This is a genomic window from Scytonema sp. UIC 10036 (assembly GCF_009725235.1).
In genome coordinates this window covers 38,101-61,015 of record NZ_WJFC01000067.1, presented here as the reverse complement: position 1 = coordinate 61,015, position 22,915 = coordinate 38,101, and the positions used below count along the sequence as shown (strand labels likewise).

Below are 22,915 nucleotides of genomic sequence, written 5' to 3'. Positions count from 1 at the left end.
CCCCTACCCCCTACTCCCCCTCCATGGGTTATAAGTTATTAACTGCCAAAAAATTAGGATACTGATGTGGGAAACAAAATTCAACTTATAGATAGACTGCGACTGGGTTTGGCTGTCTCAGTAGCAAAAAGTGTAACTTTTATGGTGCGATCGCTGCGATTGGGTGCAGCGAGTGTTTTACCGGGTTCCATCGCCCGTCGCATCGAACCCCGCCTCTTGCAATTATTAAGCAACCAGGTGAAAAATGGAGTTATTCTCATTGCCGGAACAAATGGCAAAACTACGACATCGCTGCTTTTACGCACAATACTGGAACGCAAAGGATATCGGGTTGCTCACAACTCCACTGGCGCTAACTTAGAAAATGGTTTGATGACTGCCATGTTGGAATCAACCAACATAGTAGGTACATTAGATGTTGATTATGCCATATTAGAAGTAGACGAGAATATTATACCGAAGGTCTTAGCACCGATTCAGCCTCGGATTGTTCTTTGCTTAAACCTATTTCGCGACCAATTAGATAGATATGGGGAAGTCGATGCCATTAGCAAGCGGTGGACAAAAGTGATTTCTACCTTACCACTAGAAACAGTCGTGATTCCCAACGCTGACGATCCCACACTATCGCTTCTCGGGCAGCAATTACCCCAAAAAGTGTTATTCTTTGGCTTGAATGAACCGGAGAATTATCTAGAGGAAATCCCTCACGCTGTCGATTCGATCTTTTGTCCTAGTTGCGGGCATTCCCTCAACTATCAAGGAGTTTATTTGTCTCACTTGGGAGATTTTCTCTGTCCCAAATGCGGCTTTCAAAGAAGTCAACCGAAGCTTAATAGCAATGAGTGGTCGCAAATCCTTGTTGGTTTGTACAACAAATACAATACATTAGCTGCTGCGACTGCTGCTATTGAATTGGGTATAGATGAAGCAACTATTCGCGATACAATTAATAACTTCCAAGCTGCGTTTGGTCGTGCAGAAGAGTTAGAAATTAACGGTAAGCGAGTCCGAATTCTACTTTCAAAAAATCCAGTAGGAACAAATGAAACAATTCGGGTTGTCACTCAAAGCAGTGACAAAACAACATTGTTTGTATTAAATGACCGCATACCAGATGGTACAGATGTATCTTGGATTTGGGATGTCGATACAGAGAAATTAGTAGAGCGAGGAGGGACTTTAATTGTCAGTGGCGATCGCGTTTACGACATGGCACTACGCCTGCGCTATAGCGAAAAGACACCTGAAAGTCATTTTAAACTTATTGTAGAAGAAGATTTGCGCCAAGCGATCGCAACTGCACTGGAAAACACTCCAGAAAATGAAACATTACACATTCTCCCTACTTATTCCGCCATGCTAGAAGTGAGAGAAGTTCTCACTGGCAGGAAGATATTATAAATATGCTAATGGCTAATGGCTAATGGTTAATGGTCAAAACACAATTAGCAATTAGCAATTAGCAATTAGCAATTAGCAATTAGCAATTAGCAATTAGCAATTAGCAATTAGCAAAAGGACTTTTATGAAACAATATGAATTAACAATTGGTTGGTTATATCCAAAACTGATGAGTACTTACGGCGATCGCGGTAATGTTATTTGTATAGAACGCCGCAGTCAGTGGCGGGGATATAATGTTCGCATATTGCCTCTAGATCAAAATTCTACTGCAGATGATATACGTTCGGTTGATGTCATCGTGGGTGGGGGCGCACAGGATCGCCAACAAGAAATTGTCATGCGCGATTTACAAGGTGCGAAAGCAGAAGCCATGCGGGAGAAGATAGAAAATGGTACTCCTGGAGTGTTTACTTGTGGTTCGCCTCAGTTGTTGGGACATTACTATGAACCAGGGTTTGGACAACGTATTGAAGGATTGGGCATATTAGATATGGTGTCCGTGCATCCAGGGGAAAATGTCCGTCGCTGTATCGGCAATTTGGTTATAGAAGTCAGTGCAACTCGTTTAGCACGGGACTTGGAGGAAATGACAGGTAGCAAGCCATATTTGATTGGTTTTGAAAATCACGGCGGGCGCACTAAGCTTGGAAAGGTGGAAGCACTCGGACGCGTTGTTTATGGATTGGGTAACAATGGTGAAGATGGAACAGAAGGGGCTTTTTATCAGAATGCGATCGCAACTTATTCCCACGGTCCCTTGTTACCAAAAAATCCCTTTGTTGCTGATTGGTTGATTCAAACTGCGTTGCGGTTGAAGTATCAACAGCCTATCACACTGTCACCTCTAGATGATACCTTGGCAATGCAAGCGAGGGAAGCTATGTTTAAGCGGTTGAAGGTAAACCCGCCAACTGTTGCTGCTGCTAGAGTTTAAATCTTGTTTTTGAAATTACCCCCCTTTCTTTCATCCCCCCAAAGCATCGGGGGGACAGAGGGGGGTTTACTCCATTTAGATGCAAAGCGCTGTATATCTCAAAAATCAAATAGGAGTCTTATCAATACTGCTCGGATAAGAATTTTTGCAGGTTGGGTAAACCTGTGGGGAAACCCAACAAATGTCTGTAATTGTTGGGTTTCGTTCCTCAACCCAACCTACACATTTAATTTTTCTTTCAACATTTCTCGAAGTACACAACTTGCTCTGACTACAAATTTTTCTTTAGTTTCCCGTTTCTCTGGCTTACCTATCTTGTTACTTAAAGTAGATATAGTATCATAACTTGTAACGTAATTAGCCAGTTCCTGACTAAATTCTTCTGTCTTGACTTGTGCATCGTCACATCCAAATAGTGATATGGCAATAGGTGATGTAATGGCTTGAATACCGATAGCTAGGGAATTTTTTATAGCAGGTAGGTTGAGAGATTTATGTAACAGTGGCGATTTTCTCCAACTATCCTCAATCCAAAACTCTTCAAAATGCTTGATTTTTAATGATTTAAATATTTTCCGTTCGTACTTATAATAGTTATAAAGTACTTCTGTAAAGTTTAAAATTATCAACTGGTTGATTTCTATCTTGAGACGAGCGGGTATTTCGTCCCATATATTAAATAAATTCCAGAAAACAATTATATATGAATCTAAAACGGTATCGTACTCTATTTGAGTTTCAGTTACATCCATGTTAGATAAAAAATCCAGTTTTTTCATCAATTTACTTCTTGTATGATGTCTGTTCATTAGACCTCTTGCACAAGTATTTGTGTCTTTGGCAAAGTTGCAAAAGAAAAGTCAGAAAAAATTAACTTTTGCAAGAATCCTATTGAAATTAATATACAAAAAGGTACTTAGGCTCCACTATGGGATTTTTACGGAAATTCTCAATTATGGGTCTAAATATTGCATAATTTTCTTTTTAAATATGAAATTTTAGCGTCAATATAGTGTTTGTTGCCGTAACAGAAATACGCGAACACCTACCGTTTATTGACCCATTTCTTGCCAAGCACAATCTGTCAATCAATCGAATCTCTGACTGGTTCGTGCATCCTGGTGAACCAAAAGTTTTTCAGTATATAGAACTGGAGTTTGGTCTTGACAGTCTAACAATGGTAGGAAGCGCAAACAATGAACCTCAACAATAAAACTCTTTTCATTACGGGAATCGGCAATTTTATAGCACTGCGAGCAGCACAAGTAGCGATAGCGAACGGGATGAAGGTACGCGGATTGGAAGCTTCACCCTTAAAAGCTCAGAAGGCACAAGAACTTGGAGTATCTGTTTTTATAGGTAGTACTAACGATGAGGAGGTATTGGAAAAAGCTTGTGAGGGTGCAGATATTGTTTTTCACACAGCATCTATGAACGAGGCGGGCGGTTGTATAGACGCTTTTCGGACAGTGAATGTGGATGGAACGGTGAAGACAGCTACAGTCGCTAAGAAAGTAGGTGCAAAAACTTTTGTTCACCTCTCTAGCGTTCTGGTTTACGGTTTTCGTTTTCCAGATAATGTAACGGAAGAAGGTTCTTTGTGTGGTGAGAACAATCCTTTCTGCCAAACAAAAATAGAAAGCGAACAGGAAATATTAAAGTTTAACAATCCAAGGGATTTTGGGGTGATTTTAATTCGAGCAGGGGATATTTATGGTCCTGGTGCGGATGTTTGGATATTGCGTCCTTTAAAAATGATGCAAAAGAAAAAGTTTGTTTTAATTAATGGAGGGCGGGGTATTTGCAACCATGTATTTGTGGACAATCTTATAGACGGGGTTTTCCTAGCTATTGAGAAAGAGACATATGGTGAAGCTTTTAATATCACCGATGGTTGTAAAACTACATGGAAAGAATATTACACGCAACTGGCTAAAATTAGCGATTGCCCTCCACCTATGTTTTCAGTACCAGCTGTGTTGGCAAAAGCTCGTTTGCGACAGCAGGGGAAAAATGCTGACGTGTTACCCGAAACGATTGATTTCATCACCAGAACTCATAGCTACTCTATTGAAAAAGCACGATGCGTTCTGGGCTACGAACCGCGAATTAATTTGAGTGAGGGTATGGCGCAAGTACGAGAGTGGTTGATAAAAAATAATCTTTTGACCATTGTTTGATGAAAAGGAGATAGAGACAGAAAATGAATCCACCTTCAATACTACAAGGGCTGAGCAAATTGCAGGTTGGGTAAACCTGTGGGGAAACCCAACAAATGTCTGTAAATGTTGGGTTTCGTTCCTCAACCCAACCTACAAAAATTCTTATCCCTTGTAGCTTTGCCATCGGATAATTAATATGGAAGACGGGCGGCTGATTTAAGAAGCTCTACTATCATGCTTTTTTATCATGAGTTTCTCGATTTACCATTCGGTAACGCTCGTATCTTCTAATTGCCATAATCAAACTCAACTTCATACGTGTAAAAGCTTCTATCAAGCTCCCTATTTCATCATTCGATACCTTCTCAAACTCAACATCAAAATTACCAGTACTTACTGCTTCTGTTACCCGAACAACTTGTTTAATAGGCTTAACAACATAACGTTTGAGCCAAAAATTAGCTATATATATAGCACTGGCAAAAATTAGAGTGACAACCCCCATAACTAAAACTAGGAATTGTCTGGCTTTTTGCAAAACTTCATGAGCGGGAATAGAAACAATTTGAGCACCATTAATCATATTTAATTTCCAGCCAAAACCATTGCGATCACCATATATATCAATCATAGTTTTAGGAGCGACATCAGGTGTGCTGTGACACTGCAAGCAACTAGATTCAGTTATAGATAGAGGGAGAGCAATGTAAAAAAAGTTTTTTCCAAAAATAGAACGAAATCCTGATAAGCTATTGAGACTTTTTTGCTTTTGAAATTCTTTAACAATTGTCGTTTCAAAAGTATCTGCTTTATCTCGAAGATTAGTAGGGTTCAGCATTGCTTCCTTATAAAGAAAGTCTTTAAACTTATCATTTTTCTTTTGGAAATCTTCCAAGACTTTTCGTGAAGAATATGCTGGTATAGCCTGCTGTATAAACTCATTATTATCTAAACGAGATTGTAATTGAGGAACAACTTCAGTTGTCGTGTAAGAGCGGACGGAGTTTAGAGTCTGAAGCAATAACCATGCACTTGAGCTAATTTCATATTGTGTTTTGTAATTTAAAACACTAGCTAAAGCTATTCCGCTTAGAGCAATTCCTTCAATAAATATAAGTAACAGGAGTGCAGTCAGTTTTTTAGCTAAAGTTAAATTATTAAAAATTAATAAGCTTCTTTTTAAGCTATTCATAAGGGTTATTTGTCATTTGTCATTTGTCATTTGTCATTTGTCATTTGTTGTTTGTTAAGTAGGGTAGGTATTGTTCACTATATTCGCCTTTTGGTGGGCTTTAGCCCACCCTACAGAATGATTTACCCAATGTAATGCTCACTTTTCCCAACAAACTCAGGTTTTTGTGTTGTTCTTACTAGGAAAGAATTCAGCACTATGAATGTGACAAGGGCGAAAATAGCGCTAGCATATAAGGCTCCTTGAATTCCTACAAATCCAAAAGCAATGCCTACTAAAGCGGGACCTAGCGCTCTCCCCAAAGATTGGAGAGTCACATTCATAGCCATAAATCCAGCGCGATTGTCCTCTGGTGCAAGGCGTGCAAATACTGTTTGGATGGATGGTAGCGCAATACCAAGACCTGCACCAAATATGAGAACAGGGATAAAAAGCTGCCACACATTGCTCATTAAGGGAGCAATCAATAATGATACCGCACAAACAACGAAAGAGATTTTGATAAGTGTAACTTCAGAGAACTTCTGAGCAAACCATCCCAATTGAGAAGCAAACAAAGCAAGAGTTATTTCCATACTGGCAAGGATAATACCAATGACTGCACCAGATGCACCAAGATTATTTGCCGCTAGAAGTGGAATGCAGATAAAGCAAGAACCAAATTCTAAGATAAATAAAGACAACACCGCAAACAACAGCGCCAATACAGAGCGGTTGTTAATACTCTTCCAAGTACTTCTCAAGTAGGCTTTGAGCTTGAACTCATCAACAGACCTTTGGCTTTGAGTCTTTGGTAGTTTTAGCTGTGTCAACACTAATAATGCAATTGGAAGAGCAAAAACTGAGAGGAAAAATGGGTATTGCCAGCTGAGTTGTGCCAATCCACCGCCAACAAGAGGATAAACTGTTGCACTCAAACCAATCATACTGGCGTTAAATGCCATAGCTGCAGTCAACATCTTCCCGGAGTAAACATCAGCAATTACAGTAAGAGACAAAGACTCTAAACTAGCAGCGCCAACGCCTTGCAAAAATCTCCACTCTAATAAACTGCGAAAATCCCTTGCAAAAGCACTTAAAATTCCGCCAAGTGCAAACAGTAGTAAAGAAGGAATGAGAATTTTCTTTCTGCCAATACGGTCAGCCAAAACCCCAAAGATTGGAGTTCCAATTGCAATTGGTATCAAAAAGCTTGCCATAACCAATCCAATTTGTTCATTTGGAACCTTAAAGGCTTCCCCAATGGCTGGTAGTGCAGGGTTGATAGCCATCACACCCATCACGGATGTGAGTGTTACACTGATGATGATATTGAGATTGTTATCTTTGTATGTAAGATTTGATTTATCTTGTTGAAGTTTCATAGTGGTTAGTTGTTAGTGGATAGTGGTTAGTTGTTAGTGGATAGTGGTTGGTTGTTAGTGGTTTTAAGTGAATGTCTTCTATATTTAACTATCATCTAGAATTGAGGCATTTTCGGAAACCAAATAGCTCTGTAGTTTGAGTACAGACTTTTTCTGACCTTTTCCATCTTTTTACTAGTTTTTATGACTCTTGGTATCAAGTTACTTTCTACAAGATTCCCGACTTCTCTAAGAAGTCGGGAATCTTGCAGGAATCTACACAGTGCAAGGAATGCTAATTATTCATTATCAGTCTGACTTCATTAGTAATCGCCAACTAACAACTAACAACTATCCACTAACCACTATCCACTAACTAATTAAGCAATTTGAAATTTGAAAGAAACTGCATCTCGTCTACCGATGCTGAAGGTTAAACCGGGCTTCAATTTATACCAAATTCCAGGTAAGAGAGGATATTTGTTAATATAAGTTCCATTAGAACTACCCATATCTTGAATGTAGTACTCTCCTCCTTCAAACTTAATTTCCGCATGAATCCGAGAAACGATATCGGAATTGGGTAATGCAGACAAATCGATATCAGGAAAACTGCGTCTGTTAGGTTTTCCTATCCGAAGGAGAGAGAAGTTTTCCGGTAGTTCAATAACTTTATTGCTCTGAATATGGAATAATCTAGCAATGGGTTTTTCTGCAACTGTGGGAACTTCAACAAAGCTTTCTCCGAGATTGACTTGTTCTGCATTAACAAAGTTGAGAGCAACTGAGGGATGATCTGGGGAGGGGCTGGGGCTTGGTTTTTTAGTTGTGAGCAGAGCATGGAAAATGACCAATGAGATGAGGGAAATAATAGCACTGCTTGCAAAGACAATTCGGGTTCCCCATATTATATCAATGAGACTTCCTAGAAATGGACCAAGTGTTTGTCCCCACGATTGAACTGTTGAATTGACCGCCATAAAGCCAGCGCGAGATTCTTGTGCGGCAAGTCCTGCTAGCAGTGCTTGGGTAGATGGAAACGCCAGACCTTGAGATGCACCAATTAACAAGATAGGGATAAAAAGCAGCCAAACGTTATGAATTATCGGGATAATAGCGAATGCCAAAGCAGCTAAAATGAAAGAAAATTTGATGAGTTTAATTTCAGAAAATTTCTGTGTAATTCGTCCTAGTTGAGAAGCAACTATGGCAACAGATATCGATATGCTAGCAAGTAGAAAGCCATTAAAACCAGCAGATGCACCTAGTTCTCCTGCTAGGAGTGGAATGTAAACTAAACAGGTTCCAACTTGCAGCATGAATTGAATCATCACCGCAAACATCAACCCTAAAACCTGACGATTGTTAATGCTGCTCCAAGTATTTTGCAGATATGGTTTTAGTTTAAAATTTTGGGGGTTAGTCTGTTGCTTTGGTAGCTTGAGGGTGAATAAGACCAATAATGCGACCGGAACAGCAACAAAGGATATCATAAACGGCAATCGCCAACTAAATCCAGTTAATAATCCGCCAATGAGAGGAAAGAGTGCTGAACTCATACCAATCAAGCCAGCATTAAATGCCATTACAGCGCCGAGTTGTCTTCCCCTATAGAGGTCACCAATGATAGTCAGCTGCAACGATTCTAGGCTTGCAGTCCCAATACCCTGCACAACTCTCCACTCTAAAAGACTGCGGAAGTTTTGAGCAAAGCCGCTTAACATTCCCCCTAGAGCAAATAGCAGCAGCGAAGGAACTAGGATTTGCTTTCTACCAAAAGTGTCAGCTAAAACTCCGAATATTGGAGTGACAATTGCACCAGGTAACTGAAAGAGTGTTGCTACTAGTGCTACTTGTTCGCTGGAAACGTTAAAAACTTGCGAGATAGTTGGTAGCGCTGGGTTAAAAACTGTCCCCCCTAAAATTGCTATAAGTGTTAAAGCATTAATGATGTAAAAATTTTTATCCTGGGATAGATTGCCGGGACTCGTTGGTTTAGCTTTCATAGTAGAGGGACTCATATTATTGTTTCCTTATTAAGAATTATCGGTAACAGTGACGAAATAATACCATTTTGGATTTTAGATTTTAGATTTTGGATTGAGAAAACCATGTATATGCTGGATTTGAAGCAACTATGTGTCGCATTCTTTGTTGAAATTAGTATAATTCGTAATTGAAAATTTATTAATCATGTAAAATCTTATTTATCTGTTCGTAGTTGCGATGCAGGCGAAAATAGAGCAACTACGAACTATTAAGGATTTTGCCGACTTACTTAAAATAGCATATAAGTCTATTTTCCTTGTTATCAGCATCTCAATTGTCTCGTTTACTGACTACAACTTTAATCCCATTTTTAGGTTGTAAAGTCATAGTTGGTTCGGGAATAATTGTCTGATTGGGAATAAGATTAAGTTCAAATTTTTGGGCAATGGTTGCTAATAATAAAACGGCTTCCATCAATGCAAAGCTTCTACCAATGCAAGTACGGGGTCCATCGCCAAAGGGTGCATAAACACCTCTAGGAAGTTGTTTTTCTAAGTCGTTAGCCCAACGCTCTGGATAAAATGCTTCTGGATTGTTAAAATAGCGATCGCAGCGATGCATAACCCATTGGCTAATAATCACCGTACAACCTGCGGGGACTCGATAACCGCCAAGTTCGCAGTCCTGGCTAGCTTCACTGACTCTATTCCACACAACTGGATACAGCCGCATTGATTCTTTCACCACCATATTGGTGTATTGTAAAGAAACAAGGTCTGCAAGAGTCGGAGAGCGATCGCCCAAAACTTCTTGGAGTTCTTGTTGTAACTTGGTTTGCACCTCAGGATGCTGAGATAAAAGCATCCACGTCCAAGCCAAACTATTTGCAGTCGTTTCATGTCCGGCGAAAATGAGAGTGGCGATCGCATCGCGCAATTGCTTGTCACTCATTTGAGAGCCATCATTTTCATCCCGTGCTTGCATCATCATCGACAGCAAATCCCCAGGATCTTCTCCACTAGAGCGCCGTTGTTCGATAATACTGTAAATATACTTATCCAATTGGCGGACAGCAGATCTATAGCGACGATTGGACGGAGTTGGGAGCCTCTTAGACAAAGCAGGGAAAGGAGATTTACGGTTGTCCACAAACCAAGGAGCCGCCAAACCCATTGCTAAAGCTACATCTTCAGCCTCTTTGTCAGTCGCATCCCGACTAAAAAGAGTCTTCATTACAATGTTAAAGGTGAGATGCATCATCTCAGCTTGAATATCTTTTGTTTCCCCATTTTGCCAAGAAGCAAGCATTTTTTCAGTATAGGCAACCATCACCTCACCATAACCAGCAATACGTTTTTGGTGAAAGACAGGTTGAGATAAACGGCGCTGGCGAAGCCAAGTATCTCCATCACTCGTTAAAAGCCCCTGTCCCAATAAAGTGCGAAAAAGGACTTTCAATATTTTTGGAGTACCAAACAACTCCCGGTTTTTAAAGACTTGCTCAATATACTCAGGCTCAGTTATCAAAATCGTTGGATTCGCTCCCAAACGGAAAGGAACAATCCCACCATATTGTTGAGCGCATTGGGTCAGAAATCCAAGGGGACTTTGTTCAAATTCAACCAAATTTCCCAGTAAAAACTTGCCTTTAGGACCAGGTAAAGAGAAGACATCTGGAATTGTAGAAGTTGGATTATTCGATTTGTTTATATCTGACTTTAACATGACTTTTTCTATGATTAAATTTTTCCATCAATTGATTTAACTAATTTTGATAAATAAAAACGTTGTTCGATTGATTCTCTCCTTCTTTTTCTCTGCGATTTCAGCGCCTAGTAAGGTTTTTTCAATTTATCAAAATTAGTGCAACAAACCATTATTTTTGGCAATCAATGGTAAACGGGTTGTCTTCTGGATCGAGACCTTCAGCCACTTTTAAACCAGGTGAAGGTGAACGAACGGGACCGAGTTTAACACCACGCTCAATTAACGTATTGTAAGCTGTTTCAAAATCATCAACGCGAAATGCCAGTTTAGGTCTATCCTTACCGAAGTCCTTATCCATATTACCGTGCAGAACCAAAGTGCATTCACCAGTTGCAAACTCCACCCACTGTTTGTCGCTGCGTCCATCTATACTCATAAACGACTTGACCTCAAGCCCCAATTGGTCGCGGTAAAACTTTATTTGTGTGTCTATGTCTCTTACATAAAGAATCGCTTTTGTCAACCCTTGTATAATACTCATGTTATTTTTTACCTCATTAGTTAGACTGCCTTTGAGAACCAGTGACCAGTGGTGGGAAGGTAACATCTTCAGTGAATGTCATCTATATCTAGTTACCATCAAGAACTGAGGCATTTTCGGAAACCGAATAGCTCTGTAGCTTGAGTACAGACCTTTTCTGACCTTTTCTGTCTTTTTATGACTGTAGTAGGTAGGGCTAAAGCCCACCAAAAGCCTTAGTGGTGGGCTATGTGTATTTTATCACTCTTATGGTGCGGACATCTTGCCCGCTATGAATAAGGTACGGGCGAGGACGCTAACACCACAAGATGGATAATTTATTTCTTGGAAATCTTTAAACTACAGGTTTATTAAAAGCAACCCTTAGATGATTGGGACCGTGAAACACGATGTTATTTGCCCACTCAATCTTCTCGTCTAGCAAACGAAGTTCGGGTAAACGGTTTAGCAACACATTGATTGCAATCTGTCCCTCAGCACGAGCTAAGGACGAACCAAGACAGTAATGGATACCACCGCCATAGGCACTATGTTTGTTTTCTTGACGTTGTATATCCAAAACATCAGGATTTTTAAATTGAGCGGGATCTCGGTTCGCTGAGCCAAGCATGATACCTACGCTATCTCCACGCCGGATTAACTTGCCACCAACTTCAACATCTGCATAAGCCCACCGCGTTACCATCTGGATTGGGGTGTCGTAGCGGACGAACTCTTCTACGGCTGAAGGAATAAGTTCAGGATGGGAGCGTAACTTTTTGAGTGCTTCTGGATGGTAGAGTAACGCCAGAGTTCCCTTCGCAATCAAATTGATTGTGGTCTCATGTCCTGCTGTCAACAGGTGAGTACAAGTAGCCACGATTTCAAAGTCGCTCAATTTGTCGCCTTCATCAGCCGCCTTAACTAAAGCTGAGATTAAGTCTTCTCGTGGATTGGCACGTCGCTCTGTAATCAGAGGAGTAAAATAGTCGATAAATGACTGAGCACCCTGGTTTGCCTTTTCGTAAACTTCTGGTGGTGGTTTCAAACGGGAAGCACTGGCATGCTGCATGGCTAATGCCCATTGACGAAACAATGGAAGGTCTTCTGGGTCAGCACCTAGCATAATAGCAACTACCTTGGTTGGCAGAGGGAAAGCGAAATCCTCAACTAAGTCCAATTCTCCACGGTTCTGGACTTTATCCAACAGACTGTCTGCGATTTCGTAGATGGCTGGACGAATGTTTTCGACAATTTTTGGGGTAAATGCCTTGCTAGCCAGCGATTTTAGCCGTGTATGATTGGGTGGTTCCCGGAAAACTATCCAGTTACTTACCAGAGACAGGAACGCATTATATGCTGTTGGTACTGGCGTAGTTTCAACATCCTCTCGTTCGTTCAAGGTTTCGCGACCAAATCTACGGTCTTCCATCACTTGCATGACATCATTATAACGGAAGATATACCAAGCACCAGGTAGTTGGGGATTTGCAGAAATCCCCCAATGCACGGGGTCTTCTTCTCTATAGCGACGATACACTGTATAGGGATCTGCGATGACTTCCGGTATAAATGGGTTGAGTCTTTCAATTGTAGAAACGGTCATTTTTACTCCGTTATGATTATTTTGGATTTTAGATTTTGGATTTTGGATTGAAAAGATGTTATATCAAATCCGGTAGCATCTGAACGATTAAAAAACCGCAGAGGCGCTGAGAGCGTAGAGAAAGAGAAAAGAGAAATAATTCTGATACAAACGGATTTGATATTATTGAGCAATTAGCCATTAACAATTATCCAACGACACTAATTCAAGTGGGTTTTTCAACGCAGACAGCATTTGTATCATTTGCTCGCGTCCGAAGTTTTGAACTTTTGCCACAGATGGTCTGGATTCCAAACGCCGAACATAATCTGTTAATTGAGGGAAATGCTTGTAGCTGTAAACCATACGTAGGTAACTTAAGGTGGGTGCAGCAGCACAGTCTGCAAGGGAGAACTCTTCCCCAACCAGCCAAGTTCTACCTGACAATCTTTCTTCCATTTGCAAGCACGCTGTCTCTAGTAACCGATGTGCTTTCTTTACCTCACTACTCCCTTGTTCTTCCACCGGGCGCTGAGAGTCTGAAAATAACGCTTCACGTCCTCGGTTAATGTACACGTCAACGATCCGTTCAAGCATTCGGACTTCTAAAGCTAGCTTTGGATCTTGTGGGATTAAGTGAGGTTTGTTTTGAAACCTTTGATCGAGATATTCAATAATGATGCAAGCCTCGAAAAGTATTTTACCGGATTCGGTTTCTAGGGTGGGAATTTTGGCAAAAGGATTAATTTTTGTATAGAGCGATCGCTCTTCTTTATCAAAAAGATTAACTTCTATTGGTGTAAAAGCTGCGTCTTTTTCATAAAGAGCGATGAGAACTCGCTGGGAGTAGGATGAGGCTGGGGCGTAATAAAGTTTCATAAGTGGTTAGTAGTTAGTGGTTAGTGGTTAGTGGTGAGTTAGTCGGTGAATTGCTAACTACTGACTTACTGAATTAATGACAATTAGCAACCTCGCACGCGATCGATAAGAGTACCTAGATCGCTAGGTAAAGCATCGCCTCTCCAAGCAACGTGTCCGTCTGGACGCACAAGTACATATGCTCGTTCATAAAGTTTCGCAATCTCCGGTTTTTCGATAAAGCTGATTGTCAGTGGAACGTGTCTGTCGTAGCAAGCTTTGGCAAAATTTTCAGTTCCTTGTTGTCCTTGAAAGCACAGCAGCACATACCCTTGACTAAAGAGATCCAATATAGATTTGTCAGGTTCTAACCATGCATGGGGTGCTCGCGATCCGGGATAACTATTCTGAGTCCATTGGAAAGGATCGCTGTTAGGAGGCGTACCATCAGGGATAACGATCGCTGACTCATAACGGAATCCAAAATGAACTCCTGGTGCGTCGAACTCACGCTTAACGCCACTACGCTCCAAACCTTCAGCCATAGAATTTCGGATTGCTTCGCCTTCAGGAGAATCGCTCATAATTTCTGGAGGGACAGCACGTTTTTGACCGCGTTGGAGGTTAGCATTCGCTTCTTCAAGGTTTCTGACTGCAATAGGACGCCTTTCCATTTCATAAGTATCGAGCAATTTTTCTCCGCCCCAACCTTTGAGGGTTGCCGCCAGTTTCCAACCCAGATCGAGTGCATCACATATCCCCGTATTCATACCAAAACCACCAGAAGGTGAGAGGGTATGAGCAGAATCGCCTGCAAAGAACACGCGCCCTTGACGGAATTGGTCAGCAACACGATGGGTAAGGTACCATTTAAGATTGGAAACAATTTCAATAGGGGTATCTATTGCGATCGCTTCTCGAACAGCTTCTTCCGGGTCACGCAACTCACCATCTGCTTTTGGTTTAAGAATCAAGCGGTACGATCCCCGTCCATCCACAGCCCGGAGCGGTTCTTGTAACGTAGGGTTAACCAGGAAGAAAACCATAGCATTGCGCGATCCCAACTGGCTTGGTAACTCTGGTGCATTAAACACAACGCTTTGAAACAGTTGAGTGGGATGGAATGATGGAGTCTCAACGTTACAAGCTTTACGGACTGTACTGCGAGCACCATCACAAGCCACCAAGTACTTGGCGTGGATAAATTCCGTGTTTCCCGATTCAATATTCGTCACCTTAGCGACAACTTCTTCCTCCGTTTGTTCAAAGCTGTCCAAACGACAAAGAAGCTTAATAACTCCTGATGGATATTCTCCCAAAGCATCCATTAGAACGGGCGCAACCCAATTTTGAGGGCAAACTTGCTCTGGTTCTGGCGTATATTCAGGTAAGGTTCTCTCTGCATAAGACGGAAAATGAATGCGGTATATTTCATAACCACCAACAGCCGTTACCCATGCAACATCTAAAGTATGGTCAACAGGCCATCCAGCATTGCGTATTTGCTGAGAAATACCCCAACGGCGGTAAAGCTCCATCGAGCGGGGTCCAACCGTACTGACTTTGGGGTCAGTCACCACACCATCCGATTGCTCTATCAGGATACAATTAATACCTTGGTAACGCAATTCTAGTGCTGTCGATAAACCAACCGGTCCGCCACCAACAATGAGAACATCTGTTTCCAGTTTCATAACTTCCCCCTAACTTTATTAAAGTGCTTGCAAAGTCAATTTTTGCGTACTTTTCCTTTGCGCCTTTGCGGCTTTGCGTGAGACAAAAAATATTTACGCAAGAAGTCGATTAACCCAAAATGTGCTGGGGATTCTTTGCAAAATCCTCGAAATATCTCGCGTAGAAATCAAACATTTCGTAAACCATGCTAGGAATAACTTCACACTCTCTAGCCTCATGACTCAACCGTTCAAATCGACTTGCGATCGCCCGATACGCAATTTCTGGTGCTGGAATATACGCAGGTGGGTTAGCAATCTCAAAAGAAGGACCAGCCGTTTTCCCGCGTTTCCCAGAAGGCATAGTCATCAGCAACTCACCCAAAGGACGCATCATACCCGTCATCACATCAATAGCTGCATTCATCAGTTTCGATCGCCGCATACTACCATGAGGCATTAACCCAAAATGCTGCACCATCAGTTGCATCATTAAATAGTAAGACTCATTAAAAATCTGCATGACAGCCCTAGTTTGGGGAACAGTAACAACAGTAGAGTTGTAATCTTTGTGATAGAGCGTGGGGTTACGCAGTGCAGGATATGCTGGATTCCAAGGTAAATTATGCCCGGTAGTCGCATCAATCGTTTGCTCCCGAGCCAATGCATCTGCAACACGCCGGAATTTTTGATAATGAGATTCTTCAAATTTAGATGACTCTGCCTCACAACCTTCGCCCTGCTCGACAATTAAGTCAATGGCAAAGAGAGCGCTTTTCACGTCATCTACTTGGAACTGATAATCAGGGTGAGATTTATTAGTATCCTTACGCAAGAATAAGTGGTGTTCGCCACCCACGCAACCCTTTTTAACAACAATTAAATCTGGAATATTTTCGATCGCAGCCCGGATTTGACGATACAGTTCGCTTAAGGAACCATAACCGTGCAGCTTATCAACACTTGGGTCGTTTGGTTCAGTTTCATGAGCCAAATCTTCCACCAAAAAGTCAGGCAATTCAAATTGTAAAAATCGCTGCAAGCTAGATGCACCAAAGGGTTCTAGAGCAAAATCGACTTCGATAGGGAAGCGTCGATTCGCTTCATTCCAATTGGGTATAGCTGGATAGAAAGGTTCGCCGATCGCCATTAAGATATTATTGACCATCAAGAAATGAACCATCTCTTCGCGAGAGATATCCAACAACACACCCCGCATTCCATAGTCGTGTCCTTCCTGATTGTCACCGCAAGCCAGACGCAGTTGTTCGGGAGTCCACAAGCCCCGGCGCACGTACTCTTCACCTGTGACATAGTTGGGAATGGAGTATGCAGCGTAAACATACTGCAACATAACTGCAACCTCAAGTTCTGCAGCGTGTCGCAGGGCAGCTACCAGTTCATCACGAGTTTGAATGGTGCGCTGAGTGCTCTTTGGCGTTGGCTTGGTTTCAGGAACATAGCCCACTCGCTGTTGGTTTTGCAAATATTTACGTAGAAGCATGGCTTGAGGTTGGGACATATCTCGTGTAGGTGGCATATAGTAGGTTTTGTTTTTGTTGCAAGGGTCGCACATTTGCCACATGAGGCGAGCATAAGTTTCTACCTTGCATTTGTCCGCTAAACTGAAGACCTCGGCTTTCATAAAGGAAAAAGAAAGTTCGTAGAAAGCGAGGATATGCTCGTAAATGAGGTTAAAGTCTACTGACTCATCTGGAATGTCTTCTAAGTGCCAATTGTTGGGGAGAACTCGAACGGCGAAAGAACCAGCCCCAGACCAGAAGCCAAGGCGATCTTCGTTATCGTAGCTAATGAGGGCTTGGTCGGGATGAGAAGCATCCCCCGGTATTTCGTCAGCCCGTGTTGATAGGAGGACTCGTGCAGTCCCCGATTGAACTCCACGTACAGTTACCCAACCGCGTCCTTGGTTGTCAGTTGCGATCGCAGTTGTAGCCGTAAAATCACCCATCTCGTACTGCTTACCGGGTTTGAAATGTACGATATCTATACTATGGGGAAAGTAGAAAGTTTTATCGGCATTTTCTGGATTGCGATCGAAGTCATAACGCAACTGGGGCAAACCTTTGGGATTGTAAAATTGGCGCAAGTAGATTTCAACTGGTGCGGGACGACCTCGAACAAAAGACCGCACCTCTAATTCTATGGCATAGTCTAACCCACGCTTTTCATCTGGAAATTCTACAAACAAACAGGCGTCGTTAACTTGGAGGTTAATTTCCTCTTCCCGAACTAAAATCTGTCGCTGACCGTTAAGTGTTCCAACAATGCACAAACCCTGTTGTTCGATCTCATGAGACAGATGCTCAAAAGGTTCTGCCAAAGGTACGTCTACAATACCACTTGTAAGTTGATGTGCTTGTTGTTGGTATGCTTCCTTGGGAATTCGCGCTACCAATCGCTGACTGTTAACTGTACGCAGTTCCAAGTCACCCAAGTCAAGCTTGGAAGCGATCGCATGAGTCGGTCCCGGTCCTGCTTGAGTAGCGCGTCCCTTGCAAGGAACTGCTGTTACCATATTCAAGCTAGCACCTTGAGGGGTAATTTCAACTGTCAGGTTAGACAGTGTTCTGTCTTCGGGATTTTGGAAGACGTGGCGGGGAGTTAACAACCGACCTTGTGGGTAAGTCGTCAGTTCACCTTCACACCACAAACCGATAGTTCCATGTAAATGCCAAAACACTGGTGAGTCCGGTTGTAACGGAGCCGACATATTGCTTAAACTGAACTGTACAACCACGCCCAACACATCTTCCCGTTCCATTGCAGAACGCAGTAGAGAAACGGTTGGTGAAAGTGCTGTCTCTTCGCCCCAGAGCAAATCTTTAGCGTGTTTAGGTATGACGAATTGATAGACTGCTGCACGTTTGAACTCATTGTTGAGGGCATGTTCTGGTAATTCTCGGATGTAGTTAAAGTTTTGCCAACGAGCAGGTTGCATCCCTTCAACAGGAGCTGAGAGCATATATGGAACTTCATGGGATACACCCTGTCTTCCAAAAGTCAGTTGACCGACCATAATTGTGGTTGTCCAATTGGAAGCAGGATCGCACTCAAAGATACGGGCGCGATTGAAAGTTGTGGCTAAGTAATCATTGAAGTGACCCCACATATCAATACTGCGTCCGACTGCTGGGTCTTGCTGGTCAACTTGTCCTGGTTCGCGTTGAGTACTGACAATTTTTGCTTCGATCGCAAAGTGACCGTTTCCGCCAAAGTCCCAACCCTTTGCCATACTGAAAGAACCGCTTTCGTCCCATTGTCCTTGAGCATTAAACCGAGGTCCCAAGGTTTGGAGATATTCGTGGTATTCCGATAAAGGACGACTGTGGTCAAAACGTTCGCCCTCCATATAAACTGTGTTGGTACTTAGATCGACCAAACCGTTTTTATGTCCCGTGGGGGCGTGGGTGCGAGCAAACCTTGAAAGTGCAGGCGTGGAAAGTCTAAGATGCTCATATTCTTTGAAGGGGTTAGGGGTAAGGGGTAGGGGGTAGGGAAGAAATATATTTATGTCCTGGTTTGTCTTACCAATCCGCTCAAGCTGAAATTTAAAAGATTTTGAATTTTGATAAATTTTGGCAAATTATTAATATAATCATCAAGATTGTTACTATTTGTTGTATTCTTTATAGAAATTTTGTTTTTAATCGCTTTAGTCATTTTAAAATTAGATTTGAAAAATAGGTGGTGTTGACTGATTAACATAAATTAATATTTCCTTTTGTTAGATAAGGTATTATTTACTGTTTGCTTACAGTCAATTGGTTACCGTTGTGTCTCTGTACTTGTCATCAATCGTTGTTTCTCATATTCCGTAAATGTTGCAGCAACTACAAGGAGATTAAGACTATTTCACACCTTTTCTGACTTTTTCTGACCAGTGACCAGTGACCAGTGACCAGTGACCGCAATGTGTGGTACACCCATGTCAGATGAAGAATATGAACATCAACTTCAATCTGTTATTGATGGTAGCTGCTTTGCGAAGTATCTCGCTAAGGTATTAAAGCAAAAGCAAGAACTCCAGGATAAGTTAGCAAGTATCGAAAAAACAGAACAAATACTAAGAGCAAAGATTGCAGAATTGGAGACTAGAAAAAATCATGCCTAAAAAACTCTCGTGTTAATGTAAAGAAGTACTGACTCAAGGAAGAATGAATTCTGTTTACACTTAATCTTTATGGTAAAATCTCACACTTACTCTGTTGCGATCGCTTGGACTGGTAATCTTGGGGAAGGAACAGCAAATTACCGAGCATACAGTCGGAACCACGAGATTCAAAGTCAAGACAAGCCCATTATTTATTGCTCGTCCGACCCCTCTTTTCGTGGTGACCCAACACGGTATAATCCTGAGGAACTACTGGTAGGATCAATTTCTGCTTGTCATATGCTCTGGTATCTTCATCTGTGTGCAAGTGCAAAAATTGTCGTGACGGATTACGTCGATAATCCCGTTGGTGTCATGGAAGAGACAAGTGACGGAAGCGGACGATTTACTGAGGTAACACTCAAACCTCGTGTGGCGATCGCTAATAGTGCAGATATCGAAAGAGCAACCCGTTTGCATGAGGAAGCTCACAAAATGTGTTTTATTGCTAACTCTGTCAATTTCCCAATTCGTCACTCTGCTGAAACTGTTGCAGTTGCTAACTAGTCTTCATATCGAGTACTGAAGAACTAAAATTATTAACCGCATTTTGGAGTCAGTGCGTTGGACGGGTTTCCTAGCTTGAAGCTCCGGGCGTCGCAAAGAGCAAGGGAGAAAAGAGAGAAGAGAGAATTTTACAAATGATTTAGGATGACTATCTATAGAGTTGAATGCGTCAGAAGAGAAGGTTTTTCAGCGTGAGCTTGATAGTATGGGTCGCAGGAGAAACAAGTTATGGAAATACTCATTCTCTCTTTCTCTTCCTCTGCGCCCTCTGCGCCTCTGTGGTTTTTTATCGCGACTAGCCGTCTTCGCATCGGTGTAGGCAAAAATTGTTTTTCCAAGCATATGAACTTTGATTTTTCTTACAGCCATTTTCAGGTAAATAGACCACAATCGTAGGGGCGCAAGGCATTGCGCCCCTACAAACGGTGTGGTTCATTTAGGTGAAAACTGCTGTAAAATCTCTAGATTATAGAGAAATTATGGATTCTATAAAGTGTATTGACAAGAAAACATACAGCGTTGTGCTAGTTAGATCCCCGACTTCGCAGAAGTTGTCGGACCGCTGAGGTGTTCTATGCTTGAGTTTGATTTAACCAAGTTTGTAAATCAGCGACTTCACAAAAGTCTAATAAAACTTCTCCCAAAGCTTCGAGTTGTTCGGGGGATAATTCTCGAATTTGCTGAGTTAATGATGCATCGATTTCACCAAAAAGTCGATTAAGCTGACGCATCACCAGACGTTGCTCGCCTTCAAGTCGTCCCTCTTGTCGTCCTTCAATTCGTCCCTCTTCTTTGGCTTGTTCTCGATGACGCTGATACAGTGGCTCTAATCGCATAATTAACTCCCGGTCGTCTTTATTGATATCGCGATTGACTCTCAAATTTTCCCGCAGGTCGTAAACTAATTCTAGCGTTGCTTGCTGATAGGGATGGTCGGAGGGTAACCCAGCCAACTCCAGAATTGCTTGCTCTTGTACTTGTCCCCTACCTAAAAGTCTCAACCATAATGTCTCTGGTGTCGCTGGGAGTTGGTGTATGACGACAATTGCGGCTCTCAACGCACCGCCTAAAAAGTAAATTCTTGGTAACCATCCCGGTTTTTGATTGATGTTAAAACTCGATAGTTTGTCAGAAGATGCGGTGGGAGTGAGAATCCACAGTTTCGGGATTTGATGTTTTGGCAATTTCCTTTTCTTGGCTTTCGCTTCTCGGCGCATGGATGCTCTGACTTCTAATAATTTTAGCAAGCAGTCGCAGATTTCATCTTCGGATGCAGGATTGCGGAAGGGTTCCAATATCATCGGGAATTCGGCGAATCTGCTCAATAAACCTAAGACTTGTATCTCAGCCTGAGGAGGTTGAGTGGGAATGAATAAGACATCGATTTCTTTAATCTCTGTTGAGACTTTTTCTGAGGTGTTGACCGAACCATAGTTTTTCAGTAATTCTTTGAGGTAATCTTTGGCAAACTGGTCATGTAGAAAGCGGGTCATGAAATTTGAAGAGTGAATTTGGGCATTTGTTAAGCGGTCATTGTATCAGATTTTCTAGCAAGAGAAATTGGCGATTGAGAACTATCGAGAGCGGTGACTATTTGCACAAGTCAATTTTCTTTGCTGAGATTTATTACAGATAAAGTGAATTGAACAAACAGACACCCGACTTCTGAAAAAATCGGGTGTCTGGAGTTTTCTATGCTTGAGTTTGATTTAACCAAGCTTGTAAATCAGCGACTTCACAAAAGTCTAATAAAACTTCTCCCAAAGCTTCGAGTTGTTCGGGGGATAATTCTCGAATTTGCTGAGTTAATGATGCATCGATTTCACCAAAAAGTCGATTAAGCTGACGCATCACCAGACGTTGCTCGCCTTCAATTCGTCCCTCTTGTCGTCCTTCAATTCGTCCCTCTTGTCGTCCTTCAATTCGTCCCTCTTCTTTGGCTTGTTCTCGATGACGCTGATACAGTGGCTCTAATCGCATAATTAACTCCCGGTCGTCTTTATTGATATCGCGATTGACTCTCAAATTTTCCCGCAGGTCGTAAACTAATTCTAGCGTTGCTTGCTGATAGGGATGGTCGGAGGGTAACCCAGCCAACTCCAGAATTGCTTGCTCTTGTACTTGTCCCCTACCTAAAAGTCTCAACCATAATGTCTCTGGTGTCGCTGGGAGTTGGTGTATGACGACAATTGCGGCTCTCAACGCACCGCCTAAAAAGTAAATTCTTGGTAACCATCCCGGTTTTTGATTGATGTTAAAACTCGATAGTTTGTCAGAAGATGCGGTGGGAGTGAGAATCCACAGTTTCGGGATTTGATGTTTTGGCAATTTCCTTTTCTTGGCTTTCGCTTCTCGGCGCATGGATGCTCTGACTTCTAATAATTTTAGCAAGCAGTCGCAGATTTCATCTTCGGATGCAGGATTGCGGAAGGGTTCCAATATCATCGGGAATTCGGCGAATCTGCTCAATAAACCTAAGACTTGTATCTCAGCCTGAGGAGGTTGAGTGGGAATGAATAAGACATCGATTTCTTTAATCTCTGTTGAGACTTTTTCTGAGGTGTTGACCGAACCATAGTTTTTCAGTAATTCTTTGAGGTAATCTTTGGCAAACTGGTCATGTAGAAAGCGGGTCATGAAATTTGAAGAGTGAATTTGGGCATTTGTTAAGCGGTCATTGTATCAGATTTTCTAGCAAGAGAAATTGGCGATTGAGAACTATCGAGAGCGGTGACTATTTGCACAAGTCAATTTTCTTTGCTGAGATTTATTACAGATAAAGTGAATTGAACAAACAGACACCCGACTTCTGAAAAAATCGGGTGTCTGGAGTTTTCTATGCTTGAGTTTGATTTAACCAAGCTTGT

18 protein-coding genes are annotated in these 22,915 nt (G+C 41.9%); 6 read left to right on the top strand and 12 right to left on the bottom strand.

Features of this window, described 5'->3' with window-relative positions:
* Positions 1 to 66 precede the first annotated feature (66 nt).
* Both F7734_RS28125 and F7734_RS28120 read left to right on the top strand, forming a co-directional pair.
* Positions 67 to 1,404 carry a Mur ligase family protein gene (locus F7734_RS28125; RefSeq protein WP_166482202.1) on the top strand — a complete coding sequence of 446 codons (1,338 nt, stop codon included), beginning with the start codon at positions 67 to 69 and terminating at the stop codon, positions 1,402 to 1,404.
* A gap of 124 nt (positions 1,405 to 1,528) precedes the next feature.
* Complete coding sequence (locus tag F7734_RS28120) at positions 1,529 to 2,341, top strand: type 1 glutamine amidotransferase (RefSeq protein ID WP_155747893.1); 813 nt, start codon at positions 1,529 to 1,531, stop codon at positions 2,339 to 2,341.
* A 218-nt stretch (positions 2,342 to 2,559) separates the two neighbouring features.
* Here the strand turns inward: F7734_RS28120 and F7734_RS28115 are convergent, their stop codons facing one another.
* Positions 2,560 to 3,120 carry a hypothetical protein gene (locus tag F7734_RS28115; protein WP_155747892.1) on the bottom strand — a complete coding sequence of 187 codons (561 nt, stop codon included), beginning with the start codon at positions 3,118 to 3,120 and terminating at the stop codon, positions 2,560 to 2,562.
* A gap of 233 nt (positions 3,121 to 3,353) precedes the next feature.
* On the opposite strand from F7734_RS28115, the gene F7734_RS28110 reads away from it, so the two are divergent.
* Together F7734_RS28110 and F7734_RS28105 are read left to right on the top strand one after the other, a co-directional pair.
* Entirely contained in the window at positions 3,354 to 3,554 is a 201-nt protein-coding gene (locus tag F7734_RS28110; RefSeq protein ID WP_155747891.1) for a hypothetical protein, read from the top strand.
* Complete coding sequence (locus tag F7734_RS28105) at positions 3,538 to 4,521, top strand: NAD-dependent epimerase/dehydratase family protein (protein ID WP_155747890.1); 984 nt, start codon at positions 3,538 to 3,540, stop codon at positions 4,519 to 4,521. Before F7734_RS28110 ends, F7734_RS28105 begins: the two co-directional genes overlap by 17 nt.
* 214 nt (positions 4,522 to 4,735) lie before the next feature.
* On the opposite strand, the gene F7734_RS28100 is transcribed toward F7734_RS28105, so the two are convergent.
* The 9 genes from F7734_RS28100 to F7734_RS28060 form a co-directional block, all read right to left on the bottom strand.
* A complete protein-coding gene (locus F7734_RS28100; protein ID WP_155747889.1) occupies positions 4,736 to 5,695 on the bottom strand; it encodes a DUF3365 domain-containing protein in 960 nt (319 codons plus the stop codon).
* A gap of 122 nt (positions 5,696 to 5,817) precedes the next feature.
* Entirely contained in the window at positions 5,818 to 7,059 is a 1,242-nt protein-coding gene (locus F7734_RS28095; protein ID WP_155747888.1) for an MFS transporter, read from the bottom strand.
* A gap of 359 nt (positions 7,060 to 7,418) precedes the next feature.
* The gene (locus F7734_RS28090; RefSeq protein WP_207714231.1) at positions 7,419 to 9,059 is read right to left on the bottom strand and encodes an MFS transporter; all 1,641 of its coding nucleotides are present in this window, start codon (positions 9,057 to 9,059) and stop codon (positions 7,419 to 7,421) included.
* 298 nt (positions 9,060 to 9,357) lie between these two features.
* A complete protein-coding gene (locus F7734_RS28085) occupies positions 9,358 to 10,752 on the bottom strand; it encodes a cytochrome P450 (RefSeq protein ID WP_155747887.1) in 1,395 nt (464 codons plus the stop codon).
* 151 nt (positions 10,753 to 10,903) lie between these two features.
* Positions 10,904 to 11,275: a VOC family protein gene (locus F7734_RS28080; RefSeq protein WP_155747886.1), complete on the bottom strand. Its 372-nt coding sequence runs from the start codon at positions 11,273 to 11,275 to the stop codon at positions 10,904 to 10,906.
* Between the two features lie 334 nt (positions 11,276 to 11,609).
* Entirely contained in the window at positions 11,610 to 12,860 is a 1,251-nt protein-coding gene (locus tag F7734_RS28075) for a cytochrome P450 (RefSeq protein WP_155747885.1), read from the bottom strand.
* Positions 12,861 to 13,040: 180 nt separating this feature from the next.
* Positions 13,041 to 13,718 (bottom strand): glutathione S-transferase family protein, encoded by a 678-nt coding sequence (locus F7734_RS28070; RefSeq protein ID WP_155747884.1) that lies wholly within the window; start codon positions 13,716 to 13,718, stop codon positions 13,041 to 13,043.
* Positions 13,719 to 13,801: 83 nt separating this feature from the next.
* A complete protein-coding gene (locus F7734_RS28065; RefSeq protein WP_155747883.1) occupies positions 13,802 to 15,391 on the bottom strand; it encodes an FAD-dependent monooxygenase in 1,590 nt (529 codons plus the stop codon).
* 109 nt (positions 15,392 to 15,500) lie between these two features.
* The gene (locus F7734_RS28060) at positions 15,501 to 18,740 is read right to left on the bottom strand and encodes a ferritin-like domain-containing protein (protein ID WP_243147131.1); all 3,240 of its coding nucleotides are present in this window, start codon (positions 18,738 to 18,740) and stop codon (positions 15,501 to 15,503) included.
* A gap of 552 nt (positions 18,741 to 19,292) precedes the next feature.
* Between F7734_RS28060 and F7734_RS28055 the strand changes: the two genes are divergently transcribed.
* Together F7734_RS28055 and F7734_RS28050 are read left to right on the top strand one after the other, a co-directional pair.
* The gene (locus F7734_RS28055; RefSeq protein WP_243147130.1) at positions 19,293 to 19,502 is read left to right on the top strand and encodes a hypothetical protein; all 210 of its coding nucleotides are present in this window, start codon (positions 19,293 to 19,295) and stop codon (positions 19,500 to 19,502) included.
* A gap of 69 nt (positions 19,503 to 19,571) precedes the next feature.
* Positions 19,572 to 20,048, top strand: a complete 477-nt coding sequence (locus F7734_RS28050; RefSeq protein ID WP_155747882.1) for an OsmC family protein — start codon at positions 19,572 to 19,574, stop codon at positions 20,046 to 20,048.
* A 572-nt stretch (positions 20,049 to 20,620) separates the two neighbouring features.
* On the opposite strand, the gene F7734_RS28045 is transcribed toward F7734_RS28050, so the two are convergent.
* Together F7734_RS28045 and F7734_RS28040 are read right to left on the bottom strand one after the other, a co-directional pair.
* Positions 20,621 to 21,541: a DUF4351 domain-containing protein gene (locus tag F7734_RS28045; RefSeq protein ID WP_155747881.1), complete on the bottom strand. Its 921-nt coding sequence runs from the start codon at positions 21,539 to 21,541 to the stop codon at positions 20,621 to 20,623.
* Between the two features lie 199 nt (positions 21,542 to 21,740).
* Positions 21,741 to 22,685 carry a DUF4351 domain-containing protein gene (locus F7734_RS28040; protein WP_155747880.1) on the bottom strand — a complete coding sequence of 315 codons (945 nt, stop codon included), beginning with the start codon at positions 22,683 to 22,685 and terminating at the stop codon, positions 21,741 to 21,743.
* Positions 22,686 to 22,915 lie beyond the last annotated feature (230 nt).

Coding starts and splice junctions, on each gene's coding strand:
- F7734_RS28060 (WP_243147131.1), bottom strand. CDS start 18,740: ATGGAGGGCGAACGTTTTGACCACAGTCGTCCTTTATCGGAATACCAC.
- F7734_RS28040 (WP_155747880.1), bottom strand. CDS start 22,685: ATGACCCGCTTTCTACATGACCAGTTTGCCAAAGATTACCTCAAAGAA.
- F7734_RS28080 (WP_155747886.1), bottom strand. CDS start 11,275: ATGAGTATTATACAAGGGTTGACAAAAGCGATTCTTTATGTAAGAGAC.
- F7734_RS28090 (WP_207714231.1), bottom strand. CDS start 9,059: ATGAGTCCCTCTACTATGAAAGCTAAACCAACGAGTCCCGGCAATCTA.
- F7734_RS28045 (WP_155747881.1), bottom strand. CDS start 21,541: ATGACCCGCTTTCTACATGACCAGTTTGCCAAAGATTACCTCAAAGAA.
- F7734_RS28065 (WP_155747883.1), bottom strand. CDS start 15,391: ATGAAACTGGAAACAGATGTTCTCATTGTTGGTGGCGGACCGGTTGGT.
- F7734_RS28120 (WP_155747893.1), top strand. CDS start 1,529: ATGAAACAATATGAATTAACAATTGGTTGGTTATATCCAAAACTGATG.
- F7734_RS28050 (WP_155747882.1), top strand. CDS start 19,572: ATGGTAAAATCTCACACTTACTCTGTTGCGATCGCTTGGACTGGTAAT.
- F7734_RS28095 (WP_155747888.1), bottom strand. CDS start 7,059: ATGAAACTTCAACAAGATAAATCAAATCTTACATACAAAGATAACAAT.
- F7734_RS28070 (WP_155747884.1), bottom strand. CDS start 13,718: ATGAAACTTTATTACGCCCCAGCCTCATCCTACTCCCAGCGAGTTCTC.
- F7734_RS28115 (WP_155747892.1), bottom strand. CDS start 3,120: ATGAAAAAACTGGATTTTTTATCTAACATGGATGTAACTGAAACTCAA.
- F7734_RS28105 (WP_155747890.1), top strand. CDS start 3,538: ATGAACCTCAACAATAAAACTCTTTTCATTACGGGAATCGGCAATTTT.
- F7734_RS28085 (WP_155747887.1), bottom strand. CDS start 10,752: ATGTTAAAGTCAGATATAAACAAATCGAATAATCCAACTTCTACAATT.
- F7734_RS28075 (WP_155747885.1), bottom strand. CDS start 12,860: ATGACCGTTTCTACAATTGAAAGACTCAACCCATTTATACCGGAAGTC.
- F7734_RS28100 (WP_155747889.1), bottom strand. CDS start 5,695: ATGAATAGCTTAAAAAGAAGCTTATTAATTTTTAATAATTTAACTTTA.